Genomic DNA, 23,922 nt, shown 5'->3' with positions numbered 1-23,922 from the left:
CCCCCCACCCCGACCATTGCCCCTCGTGACCGACAGCACCGATCCCCCCGCCGAACCCCCCACAGGCCTCCGCGCGCTTCTCCCCGACCTGACCCCCTGGCACGCCTCCGCCGACTTCCGCAAACTCTGGCTGGCGGGTCTGATCTCCAACTTCGGGAGTTTCCTGACGTTCGTCGCGCTCCCGGTGCAGATCAAGGAACTCACCGGCTCCGCCGCGGCGGTGGGCGCGGTCGGAGCCGTGGAACTGGTCCCCCTCATCGTGTTCGGGCTCTACGGAGGCGCCCTCGCCGACGCGTGGGACAAGCGGAAGTTGATCGTGTGGACCGAGGTCGGACTGGGCGTGCTGTGCGGGGCGTTGCTGGTCAACTCGTTGTTGCCGCGGCCCGCCCTGTGGCCGCTGTATGTGATCGCCGCCCTGACCTCCGTGCTCGGCGCGATCCAGCGGCCCGCGCTGGACTCCCTGTGGCCGCGGATCGTGGCGCACGAGCACATGACGGCCGCGTCCGCGCTCAACTCCCTGCGCTGGACGGTCGGCGGGGTCACCGGACCGGCGGTGGCGGGCGTGGTCGTGGCGTTCGCGGGGCTGCCGTACGCGTTCGCGGCGGACACGGTGACGTATGCGATATCCGTGGTCCTGATCTTCCGTATCGCCGCCTCGCCCGGCGCCCACGAGGCGCGGAAGCCGTCGCTGAAGTCCATCGCCGAGGGCGCCCGGTACGCCTGGAGCCGCAAGGAACTCCTGGGTACGTACGCCATCGACCTCGCGGCGATGTTCTTCGCGATGCCGCTCGCGGTGCTGCCGTTCCTCGCGGACGATCTGCACGCGCCGTGGGCGCTGGGGCTGATGTACTCGACCGTCCCGGCCGGTGCCCTGCTGGTGAGTGTGACCAGCGGGTGGACGTCCCGGGTCCATCGGCACGGGCGGATGGTGGTGCTGGCGGCCGCGCTGTGGGGCGCGGCGATCGCCTGCGCGGGCGCGGTCGGGAACGTGTGGCTGGTGCTGCTGTTCCTCACCGTCGCGGGCGGGTGCGACATGGTCAGCGGCATCTTCCGCGGGGTCATCTGGAACCAGACGATCCCGGACGAGCTGCGCGGCAGGCTCGCCGGGATCGAGCTGCTGTCCTACTCGGTGGGCCCGCAGCTGGGCCAGGTCAGATCCGGTGGCATGGCCGCCCTGTCCGGGGTGCGGACCTCGGTGTGGGCGGGCGGGCTGATGTGCGTCGGCGCGGTGGGGCTGCTGGCCGCAGGACTGCCGAAGCTGATGTCGTACGACGCGAGGACGGACGAGCACGCGCTACGGCTGAAGGCGCGGCGCGCGGCGACGACTCCCCCGCCCTCTCCCTCGGCATCCCCGGCCGGGGCCTGATCAGTCGTCGGTGTTCCCCTTGGCCGCGTCGTGCCACTTGGGGTCGTTCTCCCACTCCAGGTTGCGCTCGCGGGCCGTCTCCATCGCGTGTTCGGCCTCGGCGCGGGTGGCGTACGGCCCGAACCGGTCCTTGGCGGGGCACTCCGGCCCCTCCTCGACCTTCTTGTGTTCGAGGCAGTAGTACCACTCGCCGGGCTTCCCGACCGTGCGCTTCTTGAACAGGGCCATCAACGGCTCCTTTCCCTACGGCCATGTTCCCCCATGTCCGCTGGTTAGACTCGCTGGCATGTCTGGCCAGTCGCTGCTCGTACCAGGGGAGCTCTCCCCCACCCGTCCCGTGCCCGGAAACATCCGTCGCCCCGAGTACGTCGGCAAGCCCGCGCCGACCCCGTACACCGGGCCGGAGGTGCAGACCCCCGAGACGATCGAGGCGATGCGCGTAGCCGGGCGGATCGCCGCGCGGGCGATGGCGGAGGCCGCGAAGATCATCTCGCCGGGGGTGACCACGGACGAGATCGACAAGGTCGCGCACGAGTACATGTGCGACCACGGCGCCTATCCGTCCACGCTCGGCTACCGCGGCTTCCCCAAGTCCCTGTGCACCTCGCTCAACGAGGTGATCTGCCACGGCATTCCGGACTCCACGGTGCTGCGCGACGGCGACATCATCAACCTCGACGTGACCGCGTACATCGGCGGGGTGCACGGCGACAACAACGCGACCTACCTGGTCGGTGACGTCGACGAGGAGTCCCGGCTGCTGGTCGAGCGCACCCGCGAGTCCCTGGACCGCGCGATCAAGGCGGTCAGGCCGGGCCGGCAGATCAACATCATCGGCCGGGTCATCGAGTCGTACGCCAAGCGCTTCGGCTACGGCGTGGTCCGGGACTTCACCGGCCACGGCATCAACTCGTCGTTCCACTCCGGCCTGATCGTCCCGCACTACGACAGCCCGCACGCGACGACGGTCATCCAGCCCGGGATGACGTTCACGATCGAGCCGATGCTGACGCTGGGGACGTATGAGTACGACATGTGGGACGACGGGTGGACGGTCGTCACGAAGGACCGGAAGCGGACGGCCCAGTTCGAGCACACGCTGGTGGTGACGGAGACGGGCGCGGAGGTTCTCACGCTGCCCTGATGACCCCTCAAGGATCATGGCGGCCCGCTCCCTCGTGGGGCGGGCCGTTTTTCTTGTACGCTTTTACCGACAGGGTGTCGGCAACCTGTTGACTTAGGTAAGCCTTGCCTTAGAGGATAGGGCCCATGGACTCCTTCTCGACAGTCATCCGCACCGCGTCCCACGAACAGCACGTGGAGGCCGAGACCTCCACCTTCATGAGCGATCTGCTCGGCGGCCGGCTGGGCGTGGACGCGTACGCCCGGTACACCGAGCAACTGTGGTTCGTCTACGAGGCGTTGGAGACCGGCGCGGAGCGGCTCGCCGCGGATCCGGTGGCCGGGGCGTTCATCCAGCCCGAGTTGTTCCGGCTGCCGGCGCTGGAGCGGGACCTCGCGCATCTGCGGGGTGCGGACTGGCGGTCCGGGCTGACCGCGCTCCCCGCCACGCGGGCCTACGCGGACCGGGTGCGGGAGTGCGCCGAGGAGTGGCCGGCCGGGTACATCGCCCACCACTACACCCGTTACCTCGGGGATCTCTCCGGCGGGCAGATCATCCGGGACAAGGCGGAGCGGACGTGGGGGTTCTCCCGTAAGGGGGACGGGGTGCGGTTCTATGTGTTCGAGGGGATCGGGAACCCGGCGGCGTTCAAGCGGGGGTATCGGGAGCTGCTGGACGGAGTTCAGGTCGACGACCTGGAGAAGCAGCGGATCGTGGCCGAGTGCAAGCGGGCGTTCGCGTTGAACACCGGGGTCTTCCGGGCGCTGGGTGAGGAGTTCCCGCTGTCGGCGTGAGCGTCACCGGGGGCCGGAACCGCGCCGAACTCCCTACACTCGAAGGCACGGAGTGGTCCTCGGGGGAGGCACGACATGGCCATGGAACTGGCGATCGCGCTGGGCGCACTCGTGGCACGCACGGCAGTCGCCCAGCTGGTCGCCGGTCAGGCCATGGACAACGCGGTCTGGGCCGGTGCGGCGAGTCAGGTCGTGGACGTCCTCGTCTCCACGGCGACCCGGCAGGAGTCCGGCTTCCAGCAACTCGGCCAGGGATTCGATGTCTTGGGGCGGAAGATCGACGCCGTCGGCAAGCAGGTCGGTGACATCCCCGGGCGCGAGTTCGAGGAGTACATGGCCGCCGGACGCAGATATGTGCGCGACCTGCCCGACACCTGGCGGAGCGCGCGGGACCGCCGCGGACTGATCCAGGACGCCCGCCGCGAGTTCGTCCATGCCTACGGCATCGCCGAGCACATGAGGTCGCCCCACCGTCAGGCGCTGGCGGATGTGGCGATCGCGGGCTGCTGGCTGTGGGTCCCCTCGCTGCCGGACGTGCGGAAGACGATCGGGGCGGCCCGGCAGATCCTGGAGACGGAACTGCTCCGCGGCTCGACGCTGCCCACCAAGTCGTATGCCGACGTGCTGTACCTGTGCCGGTCCTACGGCGAGCAGCCGCGCACGGCCGGCAAACCGGTCCTGCACGCGCCGGGCCAGGCGCCCACGCCCCTGGCACGCCTCGCTGTCCGTGCGCCGTACGGGAGTTGGGTCGCCTGTGCGGGGATCGAGGTACGGATCGACGCCGTCAGGGCTGGTGATTCCCGCCACGGCCCTGGAAAGGCCCGCCCCTGCGGGTCGGCGAAGGGTGCGCGTCCAGGTACGGAACAACCGGGCGGAATGGATCGCGCTCCGCATGAGCTCCCGCGCCGTCCTCGTCAGCCTGCCCACCACGGCGAACACCCTCCAGGTCACGAACCGCGTCAGGCCCGGAACCACGGAGACCCTCGACCTACCGCTTCGCCTCCCCGGTGACCGTCGACCAGTTGCACACGGGCGTCACCAAGGATCCGGTGATCGGCTTCGTGCTGGACTGACGAGGTCTTCCGGCGGAGGCGTTCAGCGCTCCAGGAACACGCGTCCCCCGACCTCCACCCAACCCCCGGGCTGCGGAGCCGTGAGTATCTGAGAGCCCGCGCCCTGCGTGATGTTGAGAGCCCGGCCCAGCTGGTCGGTCAGCAGGAGTGCCGCCGCACCTGTCGCCTCGTCCTCGTGGATGCCGTCGTCCCGGCCGGGAAAGGCACGGGCGCGGATACGGCCCGCGGACTCGTCCTCCCAGGCCCAGGCGTAGATCCACTCGCCGGGCGGGGGGACGGGGAGGGCGTCGACCTCGTTGGCGGTGGCGTACTGGCGCAGGGTTCGCGGTGGGGCCCACACCGGGAGGGCCTCGATCCAGCTGAACTCGCCGTCCAGCCGGGCGCCCACGATGCCTGCCGGGGTGACCAGTTCGGGTATGTCCAGGAGCCAGGCAGTGCCGACGCAGGGGTGGCCGGCGAAGGGCAGGCGCGTGGTCGGGGTGTAGATGTCGATGACTCCGCGCTCGGGGTCGTCGACGAACACCGTCTCGCTGAAGCCGAGTTTCCCGGCGAACACCTGCCGCTCGTCCGGGTCCGGCATGACGGAACCCTCGCGGACGACGCCGAGTTCGTTGCCGTATCCGCCGCTGGGTCCGCAGAAGACACGCAGTACGTCGTAGTCAGTCACGGGGGCATTCAAACACCGCGCGGGCGGCGAGGTCATCCCAGGTGGCGGGACCGCCGACGGGAGAGGGGTATCCCGAAAAAGTGTGTCACTTATGCGTACAAGTGACACACTTTCACAGAGAGGGTGCCGTCCCCGCCGGCCTCGCGACCCGATCCGCCGCGCGACGGGGACACCGTCCTACGCCTCGGTACGCCGCCTGCGCATCGCGAACACCACGCCCGCGCCCGCCGCCACGGTCACCGCGGCCGCCGTGCCCAGGGCCGCCGCCGGGATCTCGGAACCGGTCGACGCGAGGGAGCCGTTCACGCTGCCCGTGGTGGAGCCGGTGACGCCGCCGCCCGAAGTCGAGCCCGTCGTACCGGAGTTGTCGGTACTGCCGGAGGAGCTGGTGCCCGTGCCGGTCGTCGGTGACGAGCCGTCCGTGGGGAGGGTCGCGTCCGTCGTCAGGGTCACCGAGAGGTCGAGGGGGTCGAGTTCGGCGCCGGTCTGGTAGAAGCCGCCGAAGGCCTTCGCGCCGGCCGCGGTCAAGGTCGCGGTGACGTCGTCGAGGGTGATGACGTCGTTCTTCGCGGTGAGGTCGGTCGAACCCGCCTTCAGGTCGGCCAGGACCACGTCCTCGGACTTCTCGCCCAGGCTCGTCACGTCCGCCGTCAGTTCGCCGGAGCCGTTGTCGAGGGTCGCCTTGAGGTCGGTGAAGGTGAGGTCGAGGCCGTAAGTCCCGTTGTCCTCATGGCCCTTGAAGTTCACCGCACCCTCGAAGGCGGCGGAGAGGGTGTCCGCGTCGGTGTCGTAGGTGCCGGTCGCGTCGGTGAAGGTGAAGACGCCGTTGCCGGTTGCCTGGGTCGCGCCGTCCGACGTCGTGATCTTGCCGTTGGCGACGCTGCCGACGACGTAGGAGCGGAAGGACTCCTTCACGCCCCAGTCGAGCTTGCCGTCCGCGATCTCGCCCTTGGTGGCGGCCGGTTGGGAGGCCGTGTCGGAGGGGCTCGCGCTGTCGGAGGGCGTGGTGGACGGGGTCGCGCTGGGGGTCGCCGTCTTGGTGGGGGTGGGCGACGGGGACGGGGACGCCGATTCCGTCGACGAGTTGGACGGGGTCGGGGACGTCGTCGTTGTCGGCTTGACCGCCGACAGTGGATCGCCGGCCGCGTTCGCGTACGAGTCGCTGCCGAGGAACGTGCCCGCCGCCGCGGTGAGCGTGGTGGCGAGGTCCGTCAGGTTCTGGCTGGTCGGCGCGGCGACCGTCGCGAGCGTCACGTCCTGCTGCTTGGTGCCGCCGTCCGCGACGAGGTCGGCGGTGAGGGTGCCCGCCGCGCTGTCGTACTGGAAGTCGGACATCTCCCGTACGAAGCCGTGCAGCGTCGACTTGGCGGTGACGGTGCCCTTGAAGGTCAGGTGCACGGCGTGGCTGGTGGTGTCGTAGGTGCCCGTGCCGTCGGTGAAGGTGAACGCGCCGTTGTTCGCGGCCTGCGAGGCGCCGTCGGTGGCGGTGAAGGAGCCCTGCGCGTAGGTGCTCACGTAGGTGCGGTACGACTGCTTGATGCCCCAGGTCAACTCGTAGCCGCTGAGCGGGACTTCGGCCGCCGACGCGGTGGTCGTGGCGAGCGCCGTGGCACCGAACGCGGCGGCGGTCGCGACGGCCGCGGCGAGGACGAAGGAAAGTCGGGGGCGTCTGACGGGCATGGCCGTGGTTCTCCTTGAGTTCGGGGGCAAGGTCCACCAACTGGCGGACCGGGTAAGGGGGTTAGTCCGCTTCGGATGTGGTGGCTTCGGCTGCCGCCGGACTGGCGCGGCGCCTGCGGACGATCAGCACCGACACCGCTGCCGCCACCAGCACGGCACCGGCCGCCAGGCCGATCGGCAGCGCGGCCGAACTGCCGTTGCCGCCACCGGAGTTGTCGGCGACCGGCTCCGCGGACACCGAGGGGTGGGCCGACTGTTCCTCCGGGGTCTCGCTCGCCGTGGGTGTGGTGCCGAGGTCGGGCAGCGCGGGCAACTTCGCGTCGTCGGTCAGTGCTACGGCCACCGACACCGGGTCCATGGCCGTGCCCGCCGGGTACATCCCGCCGAAGGCCTTCACGCCCTGCGCGGTGAGTTTCGCGGGGGCCTCGGTGACCTTCACCAGGCCCTTGGCCGCCTTGAGATCCTTGGCGGTGAAGGTGACCAGCGGGACCTTCTTGCCGGTGAAGTCGGCGCCCGTGCCATCGGTTCCGGTGACATCGGCGTAGAGCGTGCCCTTGCCGTCCTCGACCGTCGCCCGGACACCGCTCAGCTTCAGATCCAGGCCCTCCGCGCCGGCGAAGCGCACCGCGCCCTTGAACGAGGCCGTCAACTCCCCGTTCTTGTACGTCCCTTCACCGCCCGGGAAGCGGAAGAGCGCGCCGCCGTCCTCGGCTCCGGCCGACAACGTCCACTTGCCCTTGGCGATGTCCCCGGTCACGTACTCCCGGAAGGTGCGGCGCACGCCCCAGTCGACGGCGCCGTCCGCGATCGCACCGCTCGAAGTCTCCCTCTTCGCGGCGGACTTGGTGGGTGTCGGGGTGGGCGTGGCGGTCTTCGTGGCCGCGGCCTTCACGTCCGCCGAGAGACTCACCGGGTCCAGTGCCGTACCGGCCGTGTAGTACCCGGCGAAGGACTTCGCGCCCTGCGCGGTGAGCGTGGCGGGCAGGTTGTTGAGGACGACCGCGTTGCCGCCGCCCTTCATGTCGATGCCGCCCAACTCGAGGGAGGCGAAGGGCACTTGCGAGGACGTCGTGACCGCCCCCGTGCCCTTCGCCTTGCTGGTGATGTCCAGGTAGAGGGTGCCGGTGGAGCCCGAGATGCGGACCGTGGGGCGGCTCAGGGTGAGGTCGAGTTCGTAGCTGCCGTCGGTCTTCTTGTGGCCGACGAAGTGCACCCCGCCCGCGAAGGACGAGCGGAACGCGCCGGTCGAGCCGTCGTACGAACCCGTCGCCGAGGGGAAGCGGAACTGGCTGCTGCCCACGGTCGCCGCGCCGCCCGTGAGGGAGTAACTCCCGTTCGCGATGGGCCCGGTGACATAGCTCTGGAACGAGGACTTGATGCCCCAGTCGAGCCGACCGCCCTGCACGGTACGGCTCTCGGCGTGGGCGAGGGCCGCGGGGAGGAGGGCACCCAGAATCGCCGCGCACAACACGGTGACCAGGGCTTTCAGGCGCGCGGGCATGGGTGGGTCCTCCGGTTGACGACTGCCGGTAGCGAACAAAGGTAAGGCTAACCTAAGCTTTCCTCACCTGAAACGACAGTGCCCGAGAGATATCGAGAGATGCCGAGAGAGACGGACGGGACCGTGCCACGCTTGCGCACACGACTGGCGGGAGCACTGTTGTCCGTGCTCGCGCTCACGCTCACCGGATGCGGGGGCGCGGCCACGTCCGCGGCCGGCGCCTCGGCGAAGGCCTCCGCACCGGCCAAGCGCGTGGAGCCGCTGACCGACGCCCCGGACCCCCAACTCCCGGTCACCGTCCGGTCCGCCGACGGCAAGAAGGTCACCGTCCAGAACGCGCGGCGTATCGTCCCGCTCTCCGGCAGCCTCAGCGAGATCGTGTTCACGCTCGGGCTGGGCGACCGGGTCGTGGCCCGGGACATCACCGCGACCTTCCAACAGGCCGCGAAACTCCCCCTGGTGACCCGCAACCACGACGTCTCGGCGGAGAGTGTGCTGTCCCTCAAGCCCGATCTCGTCCTCGCGGAGACCACCACCGGACCGTCCGAGGCGATGGGGCAGATCCGCGCGGCCGGCATTCCGGTCCTCGTCGTCGACCCGGCGAAGGGGCTGGCCGACGTCGGTCCGCGTATCCGGGCGGTGGCCGACGCGCTCGGTGTACCGGCCGCGGGGAAGGAGCTGACCAAGCGCTCCGAGGAGCGGATCGCCGCCGTACGCACGGCGATTCCGCGGCACAAGGAGAAGCCTCGGGTCGCGTTCCTGTATCTGCGCGGGTCCGCGTCCGTGTATCTGATCGGCGGCAAGGGGTCGGGGGCGACCTCGCTCCTGGAGGCGGCCGGGGCGGTCGACGCGGGTGCGGAATCCGGGCTGAAGAAGGACTTCACCGCCATCACCACCGAGGCGCTCGCACAGGCCGCGCCCGACGCGATTCTCGTCATGACCAAGGGACTTGAGTCGGTCGGTGGCGTCGACGGGCTGGTGAAGATCCCCGGTGTCGCGCAGACCCCGGCCGGGATGAACCGGCGGGTCGTCTCGATCGAGGACGGGGTGCTCCTCAACTACGGGCCGCGCACCGATCAGGTGCTCAAGTCGCTGGTGGATCAGTTGTACGGGGGCGGGAGCGAATGACCGTGCTGGAGAAGGGGGTTGAGGCTGGCGTCGCGGCAACTCCCGTACGGAGAAAGCGCAGTACGGGCTGGATGCTCACCGTCGGGCTGGTGGTCGCGCTGCTCGTGCTGGTGCCGGTGGCTGCGGGGCTGGGCGCGTATCCGATTCCGACCGGGGATGTCCTGGCGTCGGTGCAGCATCAACTCGGGCTCGGTGGTCGGGCGTTGGACCGTGTTCCGGAGTCCGTGCTGTGGAATGTGCGGTTCCCGCGGATCGTGCTCGCGCTGCTTGTCGGGGCCTCGCTGGGGTGTGCGGGGGCGTTGATGCAGGGCGTGTTCGGGAATCCGCTCGCGGAACCCGGGGTCATCGGGGTGTCCTCGGGGGCGGCGGTGGGGGCGGTCGCGGTGATCGCGTTCGGGCTGGACTTCCTGGGGACGTGGACGGTGTCGGCGGTGGCGTTCGTCTCGGGGCTGGCCACGGTGCTGCTCGTCTACGCGATGTCGCGCTCGGGCGGGCGTACGGAGGTCGTGACGTTGATCCTCACCGGGATCGCGCTGAACGCGTTCGCGGGGGCGCTGATCGGGCTGTTCCTGTTCTTCGCGGACACGGCTGCCGTCAACCAGATCACCTTCTGGCAGCTCGGTTCGCTCTCGCAGGCGACCTGGCCGAAGGTTCTCGCGATCCTTCCGTGTGCGGTGCTGGGGCTGACCCTCGCGCCGCTCTATGCCGGGCGGCTCGACCTCCTCGCGCTCGGTGAACGGCCCGCGCGTCACTTGGGAGTTGACGTCGAGCGGCTCCGGATCGTCCTGGTGCTGGTCATCGCGCTTCTCACGGCGGCGGCGGTCAGCGTGTCCGGGATCATCAGCTTCGTGGGGCTGGTCGTGCCGCATCTGCTCCGCATGGCGGCGGGGCCGGGTCATCGTTTCCTGATCCCGGCCAGCGCGCTGTTGGGCGCGCTGGTGTTGCTGGCCGCGGATTTGACGGCCCGCACGGTTGCCGCCCCGGCGGAACTTCCGCTCGGCGTCTTGACGGCTCTTCTCGGCAGCCCGTTCTTCTTCTGGCTGCTGCGGAGGACGCGGCGCAGGCAGGGGGGTTGGGCGTGAGCCAGGTTCCCCGGAACACCTTGCCGGTCGCTGCTCCAGGTTGCCGGGGATCCTCCTCCGCTTCCCGGCCGAGAGTGCCACGGGATGTGCGTTGGGAGGTACGGGCCGTGGGTGGCTGGTCGCGCAGTTCCCCGCGCCCCTTCAACGCCGCCCCCGTTACCGCTGCTCCAGGGTGCCGGGAACCCTCCACCGTTTCCCGGTCGAGACTGCCACTGGATGTGCGTTGGGGGGTGCGGGTCATCTGTGGCTGGTCGCGCAGTTCCCCGCGCCCCTTTGACGCCGGCCTGCGCTTTTCCGCAACCCCGTTCCGCCTCCGCCGCCTCTCCATCGCCCGCCAACTGCCCTCCGCCGCAACGGCGTTCAGCCCCCGCGGAGCATCTCGGCGGTGCCGGACCGTCCTCGTCCCTTCCGTTCAAGGAGGCCGCGTATGAGACTCCTCCGCAGCCGACCCGCACCCCCTTCCCCCGCCGAACCGGGAGACCTCCTCGCCGAAGCCGAGGACCTGCACGTCCGACTCGGTGGGCGCAAAGTCCTTCACGGTGTGTCCGTGGCTGTCCGGGCCGGGGAGGTGCTTGCGCTTGTTGGGCCCAACGGGGCTGGGAAATCGACCCTGTTGGGGGCCCTTGCCGCGGATCTGGTGCCGGCCTCCGGGGTTGTCCGGATCTACGGGCGGGCCGCCACCGAGTGGTCCGCGCCCGAACTCGCCCTGCGGCGGGCCGTGCTTCCTCAAGCGGCCGCGCTCTCCTTTCCGTTCACGGTTGAGGACGTCGTGCGGATGGGGCGGGCGCCGCATGCCACCAGCCCCGCCGAGGACGAGGTCGCCGTAGCGGACGCGATGGCGCGGGCGGAGGTCGCGGGCTTTGCGCTGCGGCCGTTCTCCGCGCTCAGCGGTGGGGAGCGGGCACGGGTCGCGCTCGCGCGGGTGTTGGCCCAGCGGGCGCCGGTGCTTTTGCTTGATGAGCCGACCGCCGCGCTTGATCTCCGGCATCAGGAACTGGTCCTGCGGCTGTGCCGGGAAAGGGCGCACGCGGGGGACGCGGTGGTCGTGGTGCTGCACGATCTCGCGCTGGCCGCCGCCTACGCGCACCGGGTCGCGATCCTGCGCGCCGGTCGTGTCGCCGCCGACGGGCCGCCGGGTGCCGTATTCACCGAGGAGTTGCTGTCGGACGTCTATGACCAGGCGGTCGAGGTGTTTCCGCATCCGCGCACGGGGGCGGTCGTAGTGACACCGAAACGGCCCGCTTGACCCACTCTTGACCGTCCCTTGGCATCCGTTTTCCGCCAGCGAGATCAAGCCGTGTCTGTGATTTTTCTGTGGGCAGTGAATACCGGACCGGACGGGTATGACTGAGGTAAGCCTCAGGTAAGTTAGGGCAGCCTCACCACACTGCCTCACGGCATCACCCGGTCACACCCTCTCGTTTGGAGCCTGCATGCGTGCCGTCCGACTTCCCGTCGCCACCGCCGTCGCCGCCGCGGCCGCACTGACCGCCGTCACGTCGTGCACCGCGAAGAGCGACGCCAAGGACGGGGACGCGATCCAGGTGACCGCGGCCGACTCCAAGTGCACGACCTCCGCGAAGTCGATCCCGGCCGGGCAGGTCACGCTGAAGATCGAGAACACCGGCTCGAAGGCGACCGAGGTCGAGATCCTCTTCCCGGACGACCGGATCGTCTCCGAGAAGGAGAACATCGGGCCGGGGACCAAGTACACGCTCACCGCCGAGGTGAAGGCGGGGTCTTACGAGATCGCCTGCCGGCCTGGCATGAAGGGGCACGGTGTGCGGCAGAAGTTGACCGTCACCGGGGGCTCGGTCGCCAAGCGGGACCCGAAGCTGGACGCCGCCGTCGCCGCCTACCGCGAGTACGCGCAGGAGCAGGCCGACGCGACGATCCCGAAGATAGAGACCTTCGCGAACGCCATCAAGGCGGGCGACCTCACCGCCGCCAAGAACGCCTACGCGCCCTCCCGTTACGGCTGGGAGGCCACCGAGCCGATCGCCGAGTCGTTCGGGGACATCGACCCCAAGACCGACACCCGCGTCAACGACCTGGAGAAGGGCCAGAAGTGGACCGGGTGGCACGCGCTGGAGAAGGCGCTGTGGACCGACAAGAAGATCGGTGCCGAGCAGAAGGCCCTCGCCGCCGAACTGGTCACCGATCTCAAGGACTGGCAGAAGCGCGTCGGCAAGGCCGAGATCACCCCGACCTCCATGGCCAACGGCGCCAAGGAACTCCTCGACGAGGTCGCCACCGGCAAGGTCACCGGTGAGGAGGACCGCTACTCGCACACCGACCTGAGCGACTTCAAGGGCAACGTCGAGGGCGCGCAGAAGGCGTACGAGCTGCTGAAGCCCGTCGCGCAGAAGAACGACGCGGCCCTCACCACCGAGTTGGACAAGCAGTTCGCGGCGCTCAACACGCTGCTCGAGAAGTACCGCTCGACCTCGACCTCGGACGGCTTCGTGTCGTACGACAAGGTCACCGCGGACCAGCGCAAGGAGCTGTCGGACGCGGTCAACGCTCTCGCGGAGCCGCTGTCCAAGCTCGCCGCCGCCGTCGTGAAGTAGGGCGTGGCCATGACCGAGACCCCGAAATCGGACTCCCCCTCCCGCCGTTCGCTCATCGGATGGGGCGGTGCCGGGCTCGCGCTCGGCGCCGTCGCGGCCGGTGGTGCGGTGGCGATGACCCGGGTCGGCGACGACGTCGATCCGGCCGGTGCCGACACCGGTGCCGCGGTCGCCTTCCACGGCGCCAACCAGGCGGGCATCGCCACGCCCGTGCAGGACCGGCTGCACTTCGCCGCGTTCGACGTGAAGACCGACGACCGCGCCGAGTTCGTGCGGATGCTCAAGGACTGGACGGCCGCCGCCCGCCGGATGACCGGTGGGCACGCGGTCGGTGACGGGGCCTACGGCGGGCTCGCCGAGGCGCCGCCGGACGACACCGGTGAGGCGCTGGGGCTGAAGCCCTCGCGGCTGACGCTGACGATCGGCTTCGGGCCCTCGTTCTTCGACCACTTCGGGCTGAGCGGCAGTCGTCCTGACGCCCTTGTCGATCTGCCGCAGTTCCCCGGCGACAACTTCGACAAGTCCCGTACGGGCGGGGACCTTTGTGTGCAGGCCTGTGCGGACGATCCGCAGGTCGCCGTGCACGCGATCCGCAATCTCGCCCGGATCGGGTTCGGCAAGGTCGCCATCCGGTGGTCCCAACTGGGCTTCGGGAAGACGTCGTCCACGACCCCGGGGGCTCAAACCCCGCGCAATCTCATGGGGTTCAAGGACGGCACCCGCAACATCGCGGGGACCGAGACGGACCGGCTGAAGAAGTTCGTGTGGGTCGGGGACGGTGACGGCGGTGCCAACTCGGCCTGGATGAGCGGGGGTTCGTATCTCGTCGCCCGGCGGATCCGGATGAACATCGAGACCTGGGACCGGACTTCGCTCCAGGAGCAGGAGGACGTGTTCGGGCGGGACAAGGGCGAGGGCGCTCCGGTCGGCAAGGCGAAGGAGCACGACGCGCCGTTCCTGAAGGCGATGAAGCCCGACGCGCACGTGCGGCTCGCGCATCCCGACTCCAACAGCGGGGTCACGATCCTGCGCCGGGGCTACTCCTTCACCGACGGCACCGACGGTCTCGGCCGTCTCGAAGCGGGCCTGTTCTTCCTGGCCTACCAGCGTGACGTACGCAAGGGATTCATCCCGCTGCAGCGGAAGCTGTCCGCGTCCGACGCGCTCAACGAGTACATCCAGCACGTGGGTTCGGCGGTCTTCGCCGTTCCGCCGGGCGTCCGTGACAAGGACGACTGGTGGGGCAGCACGCTGTTCTCCAAGGACGCGAAGGAGTCGTAGACCGTGTTCTCGAACTATCTGATCGGTCTGCGCGAGGGGCTGGAAGCCAGTCTCGTCGTCTGCATCCTGATCGCCTATCTCGTCAAGACGGACCGGCGGGACGCGCTGAAGCCGATCTGGATCGGCATCGTCGTCGCCGTCCTCATCGCGATGGGCTTCGGGTGCGCGCTCGAGTTCGGCTCGCAGGAGATGACGTTCCAGGCGCAGGAGGCGCTCGGCGGGTCCCTGTCGATCCTCGCGGTCGGTCTGGTGACGTGGATGGTGTTCTGGATGCGGCGCACCGCCCGGCACCTGAAGACCGAACTGCACGGCAAGTTGGACGCGGCGCTCGCGATGGGCACGGGCGCGCTGGTCGCCACCGCGTTCCTCGCCGTCGGCCGCGAGGGGCTGGAGACCGCGCTGTTCGTGTGGGCGTCGGTGCACGCGGCGAGCGACGGGACCCCGCGTCCGCTGGTCGGCGTAGGACTGGGGCTGGCCACGGCGGTGTTCCTGGGGTGGCTGTTCTATCGCGGGGCGCTGAAGATCAACCTCGCGAAGTTCTTCACCTGGACCGGGGCGATGCTGGTCGTCGTGGCCGCGGGTGTACTGGCGTACGGCTTCCACGACCTGCAGGAGGCCGACTGGCTTCCGGGGCTGACGAAGCTGGCGTTCGACATCAGTGACACGATCCCGCCGGACAGCTGGTACGGCACCCTCCTGAAGGGTGTCTTCAACTTCCAGCCGGACCCGACCGTCCTGCAGATCACGGTGTGGCTGCTGTACCTGGTCCCCACGCTCGCCCTGTTCTTCGCCCCGGTAGGGTTCGCCTCCGGGAAGGGGAAGGTGAAGACACCTGATGAGCAGGGATCGCAGCCCTCGAAGGCTCCGCAGGCTTGACCGGCGCGTACTGATAGCGGCCTCGGTGACCGCTTTGTCGCTGACGGCGAGCGGTTGCGTGGTGGTGCACGGCGAGCGGGAGGTGCTGCCAGCCACCACCCGCGCCGAGGCCGCGACGGCGCTCCAGCAGTTCACGACCGCGTACAACGCGGCCGACAAGGCGTACGACAGTTCCCTGGACGCCGCTCATGTCACTGGCGCGCTCGGTGACATCGACGCGGCACGCCTGAAGGCGGGGCACACCAACTCGCCGTCCGGGAACGCCAATCACTCGCCGCTGGAGCTGACGGACGCGAAGTTCACCATCCCGAAGAAGGCCGGCTGGCCGCGCTGGTTCGTGGCCGACGCCGCCGCCAACAAGGGTGGCGCGGCCCGGTGGTTGCTGGTCTTCACGCGCAACGACCTCGCCGAGCCCTGGCAGGTGGCGTATCTGACGCTGCTCGCGCCCAGTGCCGTACCGAAGTTCAGGACCGACAAGGACGGCTGGGCCGAGGCCGTACCGGCGGACTCGGGCGAACTGGCCGTCGCGCCGGGCGAGTTGAGCCAGAGCTACGCGACGTATCTGAAGAGTGGTGGGACCGCCTTCGCGGACGGCGCGCACACCAGTGGGTGGCGGGCGGACCGGGAGAAGGCCACCAAGCCGGGGCTGGCCGTGCAGTTCCTCGACCAGCCGCTGACGAGCGGTGACTACGCGCCGCTGGCGTTGCGTACGGCGGACGGCGGGGCGTTGGTGTTCTTCACCACGCGGTACTTCCAGAAGGAGACCGCCGCCGAGGGCACCTCGGTGCCGACGCAGAACAAGGACGTGCAGGCGCTGACGACGGGTGAGGTGGAGCAGTCCCTCACCCTCCAACTCATCTCCAACGAGGTGGCGTTGGACCCCAAGCGGGGCGGGAAGGTGTCGGTGCTGGGGCGGATCGAGGGGCTGACCTCGGCGCAGGGCGGCTGACCTCAGGAGGTCAACGGCCCAGCGGCCAGGCCGAGTTCGCGTGGTCCGGCTCCGCGCCGGCATGGCGGGCGCAGGCGTCCGTGAGGGTTTCGAGGAGGGTCAGCGGGTCGGGCAGGGGGTGCTCGGGGCCGCGTACCCAGTGAACCGACTGGTTCTCACCGGGGAGTTGGGCCGGGGGGACGAGGACGTAGGAGCCGCGGCAGTGCCAGCGCAGGCCGGGGTGTTCGTCCATCGTCTCGGGGTGGCAGTCCAGTTCGCACGGCCACCACTCGTCCTCGTCCTCGGGGGTGCCGCGGGTGAGGGTGAAGAAGAGGAGCCGTCCGTCGTCGCTCGCGGCGACCGGGCCGACCTCGACACCGGCGGCGAGCAGCCGCTCCAGCGCCTCGTGGCCCGCTTCGAGGGGGACGTCCAGGACGTCGTTGACCATGCCGGTCGCGGTGATGAAGTTGGCCTGCGGCTGGTGGCGGGCCCAGCGCTCGATCTGGGCGCGGTCGGTGGTGGACTGCGTCTGCCAGGCGAACGACACGGGGTGGCGGGCCGGGGTGGGGCAGCCGACACGGTCGCACGAACATCGGTAGCCCGGGGCGGGGTGCGCGGCGGGCGCGAGCGGGAGTCCCGCCTCGGCGGCGGCCAGCAGCAGCGCCTCGCGTCCGCTGCCGTCGTCGGGGGCCTCCTGCGGGCGGCGTCCGCGCAGCCACGAGGAGAGTTTGCCCTGCCGACCGGTCCGGCCACCGAACGTCGCGCTCATCTATCTCCTCGCCCTGCTGTTGTCGCCTTGCCGTCTTGCCGTCGTGCCCTGCCGTTGTGCGGAGAACTTCCCCTATGGTCCCACCATCCTGCGCCCTGAGAGGCGGGACCTCGTATCCGGGGTGGGTGGGACGAGACACACGTGTGACAGTTTCGGCGGAAGTGTCACGCTTTTTCCGGCCAGGGGTCTCCCCAGCTCACGTTCCGTGCCGCCTTGTACAGGTCGCCGTGGCGTTTGGTGACCGTCGTGCGGCGCAGCTGTTCGTCGGTCTCGCAGAGGTCGAGGAGCACCTGGCCCTTGCGGATCTGCGGGCGGCGTACGACGCGGGCGGGTGCGGGTTCGACGGGGAAGCGGGCGGCGGCCACGTAGCTGAACTTCTCGTCCTCGTACGGCAGGGAGCCGCCCTTGACCTGGCGGTGCAGGGAGGAACGGCTGACCCGTGCCGAGAAGTGGCACCAGTCCTCGCCGGGGGTGATCGGGCAGGCGGCGCTGTGGGGGCAGGGGGCGGCGATGTGGAAACCGGCTGCGATCAGTCTGTCCCGGGCCTCGATGACGCGGGCGTAACCGGCGGGGGTGCCTGCCTCGACGATCACGACCGCCTGGGCCGCGGAGGCGGCGGCGTCGACGAGGGCGGTGCGGTCGGGGGCGGTGAGTTCGTTGAGGACGTAGGAGACGGTGACGAGGTCGGTGGGGTCGAGGGTGAGCGCGGAGCCGATGCGGGCGCGCTGCCAACTGACCCTGCTCAGTGCCGGGTTGGCGGCGGCGATCTCCTTGCCCAGGGCGAGTGCGGGCTCGGCCCAGTCGAGGACGGTCACCGGGCGGTCACCGTCCCAGGTCGCGGCCGCGGCCCAGATGGCGGCGCCGGTCCCGCCGCCTACATCCACGTGCCCTTCCGGGGCCCACTCGGGTACGGCGTCCGCGAAGGCGTCCAGTGCGGAACGTACGGCTTCGAAGGTCGCCGGCATCCGATACGCCGCGTAGGCCGCCACGTCCGCGCGGTCCCGCAGGATCGGGGCGTCGGTCGGGGTGGCCCCCCTGTAATTGGCGATCAACCGCTCCACAGCCCCGGAGGCCTGCCTGGGCGGAAGCCCGTCGAGCAGGCGGGCCAGTGCGGTACGGAGGGTTTCGGCCGGGGCCACGGGGTCGTCCACCCGCCGATTCTAAGTGCCCCGGAGTTCCAGCCGAGGTCCCTGGGGGCTCCGCCCCCAGACCCCCAGGCCTATGCCCACCCACCACCCATGGCGGGGCGATGAAGAGCTCGGCTCAAAAACGCCGCCCCACCCTGCCACCGGAGAACCCGGCGTCAGCCCCTCACCGCCCGAGCCACCCGAGTTCCCGCCGCCGCCCGCGGCCCACTGTCCGCCCCCCGCCTCCGGGGATGCACCGTGTTCGCCAGCAACACCAAAAACGTGTCGGTAGCCGGATCCAGCACCACCGACGTCCCCGTGAACCCCGTGTGCCCCACCGCCCCCCGCCCCGCCAACTCCCCCATGAACCAAGCCTGATCGACCCCGAAGCCGAGCCCAGGCGGGGTCAGCAGCAGCTCCACGAAGTCGGATCCCAGGATGCGGGCCGGGCCGTAGGAACCCCCCGCCAGCAACGTGCGGCAGAAGATCGCCAGGTCGCGCCCCGTCGAGAAGAGGCCCGCGTGACCAGCCACGCCACCCAGCGCCCACGCGTTCTCGTCGTGGACGACACCCCGCAGCATCCCCCGGTCCACCTTGGCCCACGGCCGGCGCTGGTCCTCGGTCGCCGCCGCGCCGGGGCACGGGCCGAAGTCCGTGGACGTCATGCCCAGCGGGCGGGTGATGCCGTCGTGGATGAGGACATCGAGCGTGCGGCCGCTGATGCGTTCCAGGACGAACTGGAGCAGGAGGAGGTTCAGGTCCGAGTAGACGTACTCGCCCGGCTCCCCCACCGGCGCCTCCGTTCGGAGCATCGACAGGCGTTCGGCGTCGTCGGCACAGTCGTAGAGCGGGAGTTCGGGGCGCAGGCCCGAGGTGTGGGTGAGGAGCTGGCGGACGGTGATGCCGTGGCGGGCCGCGGCCCGGAAGTCCGGCAGGTACGCGCCCACCCTCGCGTCGATGCCCAGCGTGCCCCGCTCGATCTGCTGCATCGCCGCCACCGCCGTGAACAGCTTGGTCACGGAAGCCAGGTCGAAGGGGGTGTCGACCGTCGTCGGGACGCGGGAGGCAGGGGGTAGTTCGACGCCCCGGTCGGTCTCCGGGTCGTAGGCCGAATACCGTACGGCCCAGCCCGCCGCCTCCTCCACGGCGATCACCGGGCCGCGGCCGGCCACCACGACGGTGCCCGCCGCCCAGGGGCGGTCGCCGGTGGTGAGGTCGTGGGCCTGCCGGATCAGGTGGCGGAGTTCCTCGGGGTCGAGGCCGGCCTTTTCCGGGGTGTCGTTGCGCAGTCTCGGGGCGCTCAGCTCCCCACTCCCTCCGCGGTCGTACGTGTGTTCCAAGGACGGCACATTCCCACGAAGCAGGCCACCGCCACCAGTGCGGCCACCAGTTGGACAACCGCCATCGGGACGGCCGTGTGCTCGCCCGCGATGCCGACCAACGGGGACGCCACCGCGCCGATCAGGAAGGACGACGTGCCCAGCAGCGCGGACGCGGAGCCCGCCGAGTGGCGCGTGCGCATCAGCGCCAGGGTCTGGGCGTTGGGGAGTGTCACGCCCATCGCCGACATCAGGACGAAGAGGCCCGCCGCCACCGGGACCAGGCCCACCTCGCCGAACACACCCGTCGCCATCAGCAGCAGCGCCGTCGCCGCCAGCACCACCACCGCCAGGCCCGCGCCCAGGACCTTGTCCATCGAGACCCGGCCCACCAGCAGCTTGCCGTTGATCTGGCCCACTGCCACCAGGCCCACCGAGTTGATGCCGAAGAGGAGGCTGAAGGTCTGCGGGGTCGCGCCGTAGATCTCCTGGACGACGAAGGGGGACGCCGAGATGTACGCGAACAGCGCGGCGAAGGAGAAGCCGCCCGTGAGCATGTAGCCCGTGAAGGGGAGGTCGGCCAGGAGGGCGCGCATGCCGCGCAGGGCCTCCGCCGTGCCGCCCGCGTGGCGGTCCGCCGGGGCGAGGGTCTCGGGGAGGCGGGTCCAGACGAGGACCGCGAGCGCCATGCCGACGAACGTCAGGACCACGAACACGCCCCGCCAGTCCGTGACCCGCAGGATCTGGCCGCCCACCAGCGGCGCGACGATCGGTGCCACCCCGGAGACCAGCATCAGGGTGGAGAAGAAGCGGGCCATCGCCACGCCGTCGTACAGGTCGCGTACGACCGCCCTCGCGATCACTATTCCGGCCGCGCCCGCCAGGCCCTGGACCAGTCGGAAGGCGACCAGGGACTCGACGTTCGGCGCGATCGCGCACAGGGCGGTCGCGACGACGTAGACGGCCAGGCCCGTCAGCAGTGGGCGTCGGCGGCCCCACTTGTCGCTCATCGGACCCACCGCCAGCTGGCCCAGCGCCATGCCCGCGAGGCAGGCGGTGAGCGTGAGTTGGACGGTCGCGGCGGGTGCGTGCAGGGAGCGGGTGACCGCCGGGAGCGCGGGGAGGTACATGTCCATCGACAGCGGCGGGGTCGCCGTGAGGCCGCCGAGGACGAGGATCATGAGGAGGCCCGCGCGACGGGTCGCCTTGAGCGATGACGGTGACGGTGACGGTGACGACGGTACGGCGGACTGCGGCACGGCCGGCGTCTGCGCCCCCTGCTCGGGCATGTGCCCCTCCCTCTCCGAGTGATCCGCCACCTATGCTCTCAGCTCGTACAGGGTGCCGAGGGTCTGGTGAGCGAGGGTGGGGCCGCGATGACGGAACAGAGGGTGCGCTGGGGAGTCCTGGCCACGGGTGGGATCGCGGCCGCGTTCGCGGCGGAGCTCGTCGATCTGCCGGACGCCGAGCTGGTCGCGGTGGCCTCGCGCACGGAGGCCTCGGCGAAGGCCTTCGCGGAACGGTTCGGGATCGAGCGGGCCTACGGCGGCTGGGACGCGCTGGCGAACGACGCGGACATCGATGTCGTCTACGTCGCCACCCCGCACTCGGCGCATCGCACGGCGGCCGGTCTCTGTCTGGAGGCCGGGCGGAACGTGCTCGTCGAGAAGGCCTTCACCCTGAACTCCCGCGAGGCCGCCGAGCTCGTGGAACTGGCGAGGGCGCGTGGCAGCTTCCTGATGGAGGCCATGTGGATGTACTGCAATCCGCTCGTACGTCGGCTGAAGTCGCTGGTCGACGATGGTGCCATCGGTGAAGTCCGCACGATCCAGGCCGACTTCGGGCTCGCGGGGCCCTTTCCGCCCTCACACCGGCTGCGTGATCCGGCGCAGGGCGGGGGCGCGCTGCTGGACCTCGGGGTGTACCCGGTGTCGTTCGCGCATCTGCTGCTCGGTGAGCCCACGGACGTCAAGGCGTCGGCCGTGCTCTCCCCCGAGGGTGCCGATCTGCAGACGGCGGCCCTGTTCTCCTGGGACAGCGGGGCGCTGGCCGCGCTGCACTGCTCGATCGTCGGCGGTACGGGGACCTCGGCGTCGGTGACCGGATCGCTGGGGCGGATCGACATCCCGGACGGCTTCTTCCACCCGGAGCGGTTCGTGCTGCACCGGGACGGGCGCGACCCCGAGGAGTTCGTGCTCGACCCGGCGGACGGGCCGCGCAACACGTTGCGCCACGAGGCGTCCGAGGTGATGCGGGCGGTGCGGGCCGGGGAGACCGAGTCGCCGCTGGTGCCGCTGGAGGGGACCCTCGCGGTGATGCGGACGCTGGACGCGGTGCGGGAGCGGATCGGGGTGCGGTACCCGCAGGAGGGGTGACTCGTAGGCTGCGGCCATGAACGCTGAGGAATCGTCGAAGATCGCCGTGGTGACCGGCGCCGGATCCGGCATCGGGCGCGCGGTCGCCGTGGAACTGCTGCGCGCGGGCTGGTCGTTGGCACTGGCCGGCCGCCGCGCCGAACCGCTGGAGGAGACCGCCGCGCTGGTGCCTGAGGGCGCCTCCCTCGCCGTGGCGACGGACGTGGCGCGGCCGGAGGACGTGGACGGGCTGTTCGACGCGGCCGTGGAGCGGTTCGGGCGGGTGGATCTGCTGTTCAACAACGCGGGGACCTTCGGGCCCGGTGGGGTACCGGTCGAGGAGTTGTCGTACGACGCCTGGCGGCATGTGGTGGACACCAATCTCAACGGGGCGTTCCTGTGTGCGCAGGCGGCGTACCGGCGGATGAAGGAGCAGGTGCCGCAGGGCGGGCGGATCATCAACAACGGGTCCATTTCCGCTCATACGCCTCGGCCGCAGTCCGTGGCCTACACCGCCACCAAGCACGCGCTGACGGGGCTCACCAAGTCGCTGTCGCTGGACGGGCGGCCGTACTCGATCGCGGTCGGGCAGATCGACATCGGGAACGCGGCGACCGACATGACGGCACGGATGGAGACCGGTGCGCTGCAGGCCAACGGGGTGGTAACCCCGGAACCGGTGATGGATGTCGCCGATGTGGCGCGCACCGTTCGGCACATGGCGGAGCTGCCGCTGGGGGCGAACGTGCAGTTCGCGACGGTGCTGGCGACCGCGATGCCGTATGTCGGGCGCGGCTAGGGCAAGTTGCACAAACGGAATTTGACCGTCCGTACCATTGCGGCCGGTTACTGACTTATGCTCAACTCTCTCCATCAAAGCTTCACACTTGGAGCACAAGGGTTCCGCACTGGCGGAGCTCTTGGTTCCGCAGGCCAATCCGAGGGGGGAGAGGCGACAGTCGTTCCACGGCCCGGGTGGGGGTGGAGCCCGCGTGGGACCGCGGGTTACGCACCGGACCGTGGAGCGGCTGTCGCGTCACATCAACTCCCGTCGAGCTCCTGGGACTTGGCCGCCGCTACGGCCGCCCGCCGCCGGCGCAGCGCGAACGCGCCGCCCGTGAGCACCGCGACCGCCCCCGCCGCGCCGCCCAGCATCGGCCAGGGCGAGGCGCCGTCCGACGAGGAGGAGGCGGCGCTCCCGGAGGCTCCCGGCGCACCCTTGGCACCCGACGGCGTCGGGCTCGCGGTGGCCCCGCCCTCGCTCAGCGGCTCGACCAGCGTGCCCACCGCCCGGGCCGAACTCCCTTTGCCGAAGCCCCAGTCGAGCAGTGCGGCGGTCTCCTTGTAGACCTCGTTGCCGCCGTTCGCGGGGTGCATCACGGTGACCAGGAGGGTGCGGCCGCCGCGGGTGGCGGCGCCGGTGAAGGTGTTGCCGGCGTGGCTGGTGTAGCCGTTCTTCACGCCGATGATCCCTGGGTACGGGCGCAGGCCGTACGCGCCGCTGAGCAGGCGGTCGGTGTTCTGGATCTGGAAGGTCTTCTTGCCGCCGGCCGGGAAGTTCGCGGTCCGGGTCGAGCAGTACGCGCTGAAGTCGTCGTCGTGCAGCCCGTGCCGGGCGAAGAGCGTGAGGTCGTACGCCGAGGAGACCTGGCCGGGGTGGTCGAAGCCGTCCGGGCTCACCACGTGCGTGTCCAGGGCCTGGAGGTCCTTCGCCTTGGCCTGCATCTCGGCGACCGTCGCGGCGATCCCGCCGTTCATGTGGGCCAGCACGTGCACGGCGTCGTTGCCCGAGCGCAGGAAGACGCCCTGCCACAACTGGTGGACGCTGTACAGGATTCCGGGCTTCACACCGACCAGGCTGGAGCCGGAGGGGACGTCGGCGAGGTCTGCGTCGGTGACCCGGTAGGTGCGGGTCCGCTCGAACTTCCCCAGCACGGTGTCGGCGAACAGCATCTTCAGCGTGGAGGCGGGCGCGAGCCGCTGGTGCGCGCGGTACGAGGCGAGCACCTCGCCCGTCTTGTGGTCGGCGATCAGCCAGGCGCGGGCGGTGAGTTTCTTGGGCAGCGTGGAGGCGTCGCCGGCCTGGATCCCGTCGCGGGCCAGTCGCTCACCGCCTATCGCGGTCGCCGCGGACGCGGGGGTCGCCGCCGCCAGAGGAAGAGCGGCGGCGGTCAGGCCGAGAGCGGCACGCCGGGTGAGCCGAGAGGAATCGCGCATCCCGGGACCGTACAAAATGAGGGGGCGGGCGTGCACGGCGGGGTCCGTCGCGAGGCGTCGAAAGGAT

22 protein-coding genes are annotated in these 23,922 nt (G+C 70.4%); 13 read left to right on the top strand and 9 right to left on the bottom strand.

From position 1 onward, the window contains the following. The first annotated feature begins 25 nt into the window (after positions 1–25). Positions 26–1,366, top strand: coding sequence for an MFS transporter (locus OO69_RS19465; RefSeq protein WP_033281961.1), 1,341 nt, complete (start codon positions 26–28; stop codon positions 1,364–1,366). Here the strand turns inward: OO69_RS19465 and OO69_RS19460 are convergent, their stop codons facing one another. Continuing rightward, positions 1,367–1,594, bottom strand: coding sequence for a hypothetical protein (locus OO69_RS19460; RefSeq protein ID WP_033281960.1), 228 nt, complete (start codon positions 1,592–1,594; stop codon positions 1,367–1,369). Between the two features lie 58 nt (positions 1,595–1,652). Between OO69_RS19460 and map the strand changes: the two genes are divergently transcribed. The 3 genes from map to OO69_RS19445 all read left to right on the top strand — a co-directional run bounded on the left by map (position 1,653) and on the right by OO69_RS19445 (position 4,294). Then, complete coding sequence (map, locus tag OO69_RS19455) at positions 1,653–2,510, top strand: type I methionyl aminopeptidase (RefSeq protein ID WP_033281959.1); 858 nt, start codon at positions 1,653–1,655, stop codon at positions 2,508–2,510. A 125-nt stretch (positions 2,511–2,635) separates the two neighbouring features. Then, complete coding sequence (locus OO69_RS19450; protein ID WP_033281958.1) at positions 2,636–3,283, top strand: heme oxygenase (biliverdin-producing); 648 nt, start codon at positions 2,636–2,638, stop codon at positions 3,281–3,283. A gap of 75 nt (positions 3,284–3,358) precedes the next feature. After that, positions 3,359–4,294, top strand: a complete 936-nt coding sequence (locus OO69_RS19445) for a hypothetical protein (RefSeq protein ID WP_033281957.1) — start codon at positions 3,359–3,361, stop codon at positions 4,292–4,294. A gap of 84 nt (positions 4,295–4,378) precedes the next feature. On the opposite strand, the gene OO69_RS19440 is transcribed toward OO69_RS19445, so the two are convergent. The 3 genes from OO69_RS19440 to OO69_RS19430 form a co-directional block, all read right to left on the bottom strand. Then, a complete protein-coding gene (locus OO69_RS19440; protein WP_033281956.1) occupies positions 4,379–5,023 on the bottom strand; it encodes a PhzF family phenazine biosynthesis protein in 645 nt (214 codons plus the stop codon). A 177-nt stretch (positions 5,024–5,200) separates the two neighbouring features. Beyond that, positions 5,201–6,703 (bottom strand): HtaA domain-containing protein, encoded by a 1,503-nt coding sequence (locus OO69_RS19435; protein WP_033281955.1) that lies wholly within the window; start codon positions 6,701–6,703, stop codon positions 5,201–5,203. Between the two features lie 61 nt (positions 6,704–6,764). Beyond that, a complete protein-coding gene (locus tag OO69_RS19430; RefSeq protein ID WP_033281954.1) occupies positions 6,765–8,204 on the bottom strand; it encodes an HtaA domain-containing protein in 1,440 nt (479 codons plus the stop codon). A gap of 99 nt (positions 8,205–8,303) precedes the next feature. Here OO69_RS19430 and OO69_RS19425 point away from each other — a divergent pair, with 99 nt between their 5' ends. From OO69_RS19425 to OO69_RS19395, 7 genes are all read left to right on the top strand, one after another. Beyond that, positions 8,304–9,332: a heme/hemin ABC transporter substrate-binding protein gene (locus OO69_RS19425; protein ID WP_051801119.1), complete on the top strand. Its 1,029-nt coding sequence runs from the start codon at positions 8,304–8,306 to the stop codon at positions 9,330–9,332. Further along, the gene (locus tag OO69_RS19420) at positions 9,329–10,414 is read left to right on the top strand and encodes a FecCD family ABC transporter permease (RefSeq protein ID WP_033281953.1); all 1,086 of its coding nucleotides are present in this window, start codon (positions 9,329–9,331) and stop codon (positions 10,412–10,414) included. The genes OO69_RS19425 and OO69_RS19420 overlap by 4 nt, the downstream gene beginning before the upstream one ends. A 427-nt stretch (positions 10,415–10,841) precedes the next feature. Next, positions 10,842–11,660, top strand: coding sequence for a heme ABC transporter ATP-binding protein (locus OO69_RS19415; RefSeq protein WP_033281952.1), 819 nt, complete (start codon positions 10,842–10,844; stop codon positions 11,658–11,660). Between the two features lie 187 nt (positions 11,661–11,847). After that, positions 11,848–12,984: an iron uptake system protein EfeO gene (efeO, locus tag OO69_RS19410; protein WP_033281951.1), complete on the top strand. Its 1,137-nt coding sequence runs from the start codon at positions 11,848–11,850 to the stop codon at positions 12,982–12,984. 9 nt (positions 12,985–12,993) lie between these two features. Then, positions 12,994–14,265 carry an iron uptake transporter deferrochelatase/peroxidase subunit gene (gene efeB / locus OO69_RS19405; protein ID WP_033281991.1) on the top strand — a complete coding sequence of 424 codons (1,272 nt, stop codon included), beginning with the start codon at positions 12,994–12,996 and terminating at the stop codon, positions 14,263–14,265. 3 nt (positions 14,266–14,268) lie between these two features. Next, the gene (efeU, locus tag OO69_RS19400; protein WP_033281950.1) at positions 14,269–15,141 is read left to right on the top strand and encodes an iron uptake transporter permease EfeU; all 873 of its coding nucleotides are present in this window, start codon (positions 14,269–14,271) and stop codon (positions 15,139–15,141) included. Then, entirely contained in the window at positions 15,101–16,090 is a 990-nt protein-coding gene (locus tag OO69_RS19395; RefSeq protein WP_078652479.1) for a hypothetical protein, read from the top strand. Before efeU ends, OO69_RS19395 begins: the two co-directional genes overlap by 41 nt. Positions 16,091–16,100: 10 nt before the next feature. On the opposite strand, the gene OO69_RS19390 is transcribed toward OO69_RS19395, so the two are convergent. The 4 genes from OO69_RS19390 to OO69_RS19375 all read right to left on the bottom strand — a co-directional run bounded on the left by OO69_RS19390 (position 16,101) and on the right by OO69_RS19375 (position 20,573). Continuing rightward, the gene (locus OO69_RS19390) at positions 16,101–16,838 is read right to left on the bottom strand and encodes a bifunctional DNA primase/polymerase (RefSeq protein WP_019064331.1); all 738 of its coding nucleotides are present in this window, start codon (positions 16,836–16,838) and stop codon (positions 16,101–16,103) included. 164 nt (positions 16,839–17,002) lie between these two features. Beyond that, positions 17,003–17,989 (bottom strand): small ribosomal subunit Rsm22 family protein, encoded by a 987-nt coding sequence (locus OO69_RS19385; protein WP_033281948.1) that lies wholly within the window; start codon positions 17,987–17,989, stop codon positions 17,003–17,005. A 152-nt stretch (positions 17,990–18,141) separates the two neighbouring features. After that, positions 18,142–19,314: a serine hydrolase domain-containing protein gene (locus OO69_RS19380; RefSeq protein ID WP_033281947.1), complete on the bottom strand. Its 1,173-nt coding sequence runs from the start codon at positions 19,312–19,314 to the stop codon at positions 18,142–18,144. Further along, positions 19,266–20,573 carry a multidrug effflux MFS transporter gene (locus tag OO69_RS19375; protein ID WP_033281946.1) on the bottom strand — a complete coding sequence of 436 codons (1,308 nt, stop codon included), beginning with the start codon at positions 20,571–20,573 and terminating at the stop codon, positions 19,266–19,268. The genes OO69_RS19380 and OO69_RS19375 overlap by 49 nt, the downstream gene beginning before the upstream one ends. Before the next feature lie 87 nt (positions 20,574–20,660). Between OO69_RS19375 and OO69_RS19370 the strand changes: the two genes are divergently transcribed. Then, the gene (locus OO69_RS19370; protein WP_033281945.1) at positions 20,661–21,659 is read left to right on the top strand and encodes a Gfo/Idh/MocA family protein; all 999 of its coding nucleotides are present in this window, start codon (positions 20,661–20,663) and stop codon (positions 21,657–21,659) included. A gap of 16 nt (positions 21,660–21,675) precedes the next feature. Beyond that, positions 21,676–22,437, top strand: a complete 762-nt coding sequence (locus tag OO69_RS19365; RefSeq protein ID WP_033281944.1) for an SDR family oxidoreductase — start codon at positions 21,676–21,678, stop codon at positions 22,435–22,437. A gap of 242 nt (positions 22,438–22,679) precedes the next feature. Here the strand turns inward: OO69_RS19365 and OO69_RS19360 are convergent, their stop codons facing one another. Beyond that, complete coding sequence (locus tag OO69_RS19360) at positions 22,680–23,855, bottom strand: D-alanyl-D-alanine carboxypeptidase family protein (protein WP_033281943.1); 1,176 nt, start codon at positions 23,853–23,855, stop codon at positions 22,680–22,682. Positions 23,856–23,922: the final 67 nt, after the last annotated feature.

The organism is Streptomyces sp. NRRL F-525, from assembly GCF_000716605.1.
In the GTDB taxonomy this organism is placed as follows: domain Bacteria; phylum Actinomycetota; class Actinomycetes; order Streptomycetales; family Streptomycetaceae; genus Streptomyces.
This window is presented reverse-complemented; position numbering and strand designations above follow the sequence as displayed.

What these genes read in the sequence shown, in the direction of transcription:
- OO69_RS19460 (WP_033281960.1), bottom strand. Translation starts at nt 1,594, where the DNA reads ATGGCCCTGTTCAAGAAGCGCACGGTCGGGAAGCCCGGCGAGTGGTAC.
- map (WP_033281959.1), top strand. Translation starts at nt 1,653, where the DNA reads ATGTCTGGCCAGTCGCTGCTCGTACCAGGGGAGCTCTCCCCCACCCGT.
- OO69_RS19450 (WP_033281958.1), top strand. Translation starts at nt 2,636, where the DNA reads ATGGACTCCTTCTCGACAGTCATCCGCACCGCGTCCCACGAACAGCAC.
- OO69_RS19445 (WP_033281957.1), top strand. Translation starts at nt 3,359, where the DNA reads ATGGCCATGGAACTGGCGATCGCGCTGGGCGCACTCGTGGCACGCACG.
- OO69_RS19435 (WP_033281955.1), bottom strand. Translation starts at nt 6,703, where the DNA reads ATGCCCGTCAGACGCCCCCGACTTTCCTTCGTCCTCGCCGCGGCCGTC.
- OO69_RS19430 (WP_033281954.1), bottom strand. Translation starts at nt 8,204, where the DNA reads ATGCCCGCGCGCCTGAAAGCCCTGGTCACCGTGTTGTGCGCGGCGATT.
- OO69_RS19425 (WP_051801119.1), top strand. Translation starts at nt 8,304, where the DNA reads ATGCCGAGAGAGACGGACGGGACCGTGCCACGCTTGCGCACACGACTG.
- OO69_RS19420 (WP_033281953.1), top strand. Translation starts at nt 9,329, where the DNA reads ATGACCGTGCTGGAGAAGGGGGTTGAGGCTGGCGTCGCGGCAACTCCC.
- OO69_RS19415 (WP_033281952.1), top strand. Translation starts at nt 10,842, where the DNA reads ATGAGACTCCTCCGCAGCCGACCCGCACCCCCTTCCCCCGCCGAACCG.
- efeO (WP_033281951.1), top strand. Translation starts at nt 11,848, where the DNA reads ATGCGTGCCGTCCGACTTCCCGTCGCCACCGCCGTCGCCGCCGCGGCC.
- efeB (WP_033281991.1), top strand. Translation starts at nt 12,994, where the DNA reads ATGACCGAGACCCCGAAATCGGACTCCCCCTCCCGCCGTTCGCTCATC.
- OO69_RS19395 (WP_078652479.1), top strand. Translation starts at nt 15,101, where the DNA reads ATGAGCAGGGATCGCAGCCCTCGAAGGCTCCGCAGGCTTGACCGGCGC.
- OO69_RS19390 (WP_019064331.1), bottom strand. Translation starts at nt 16,838, where the DNA reads ATGAGCGCGACGTTCGGTGGCCGGACCGGTCGGCAGGGCAAACTCTCC.
- OO69_RS19375 (WP_033281946.1), bottom strand. Translation starts at nt 20,573, where the DNA reads ATGCCCGAGCAGGGGGCGCAGACGCCGGCCGTGCCGCAGTCCGCCGTA.
- OO69_RS19370 (WP_033281945.1), top strand. Translation starts at nt 20,661, where the DNA reads ATGACGGAACAGAGGGTGCGCTGGGGAGTCCTGGCCACGGGTGGGATC.
- OO69_RS19365 (WP_033281944.1), top strand. Translation starts at nt 21,676, where the DNA reads ATGAACGCTGAGGAATCGTCGAAGATCGCCGTGGTGACCGGCGCCGGA.
- OO69_RS19360 (WP_033281943.1), bottom strand. Translation starts at nt 23,855, where the DNA reads ATGCGCGATTCCTCTCGGCTCACCCGGCGTGCCGCTCTCGGCCTGACC.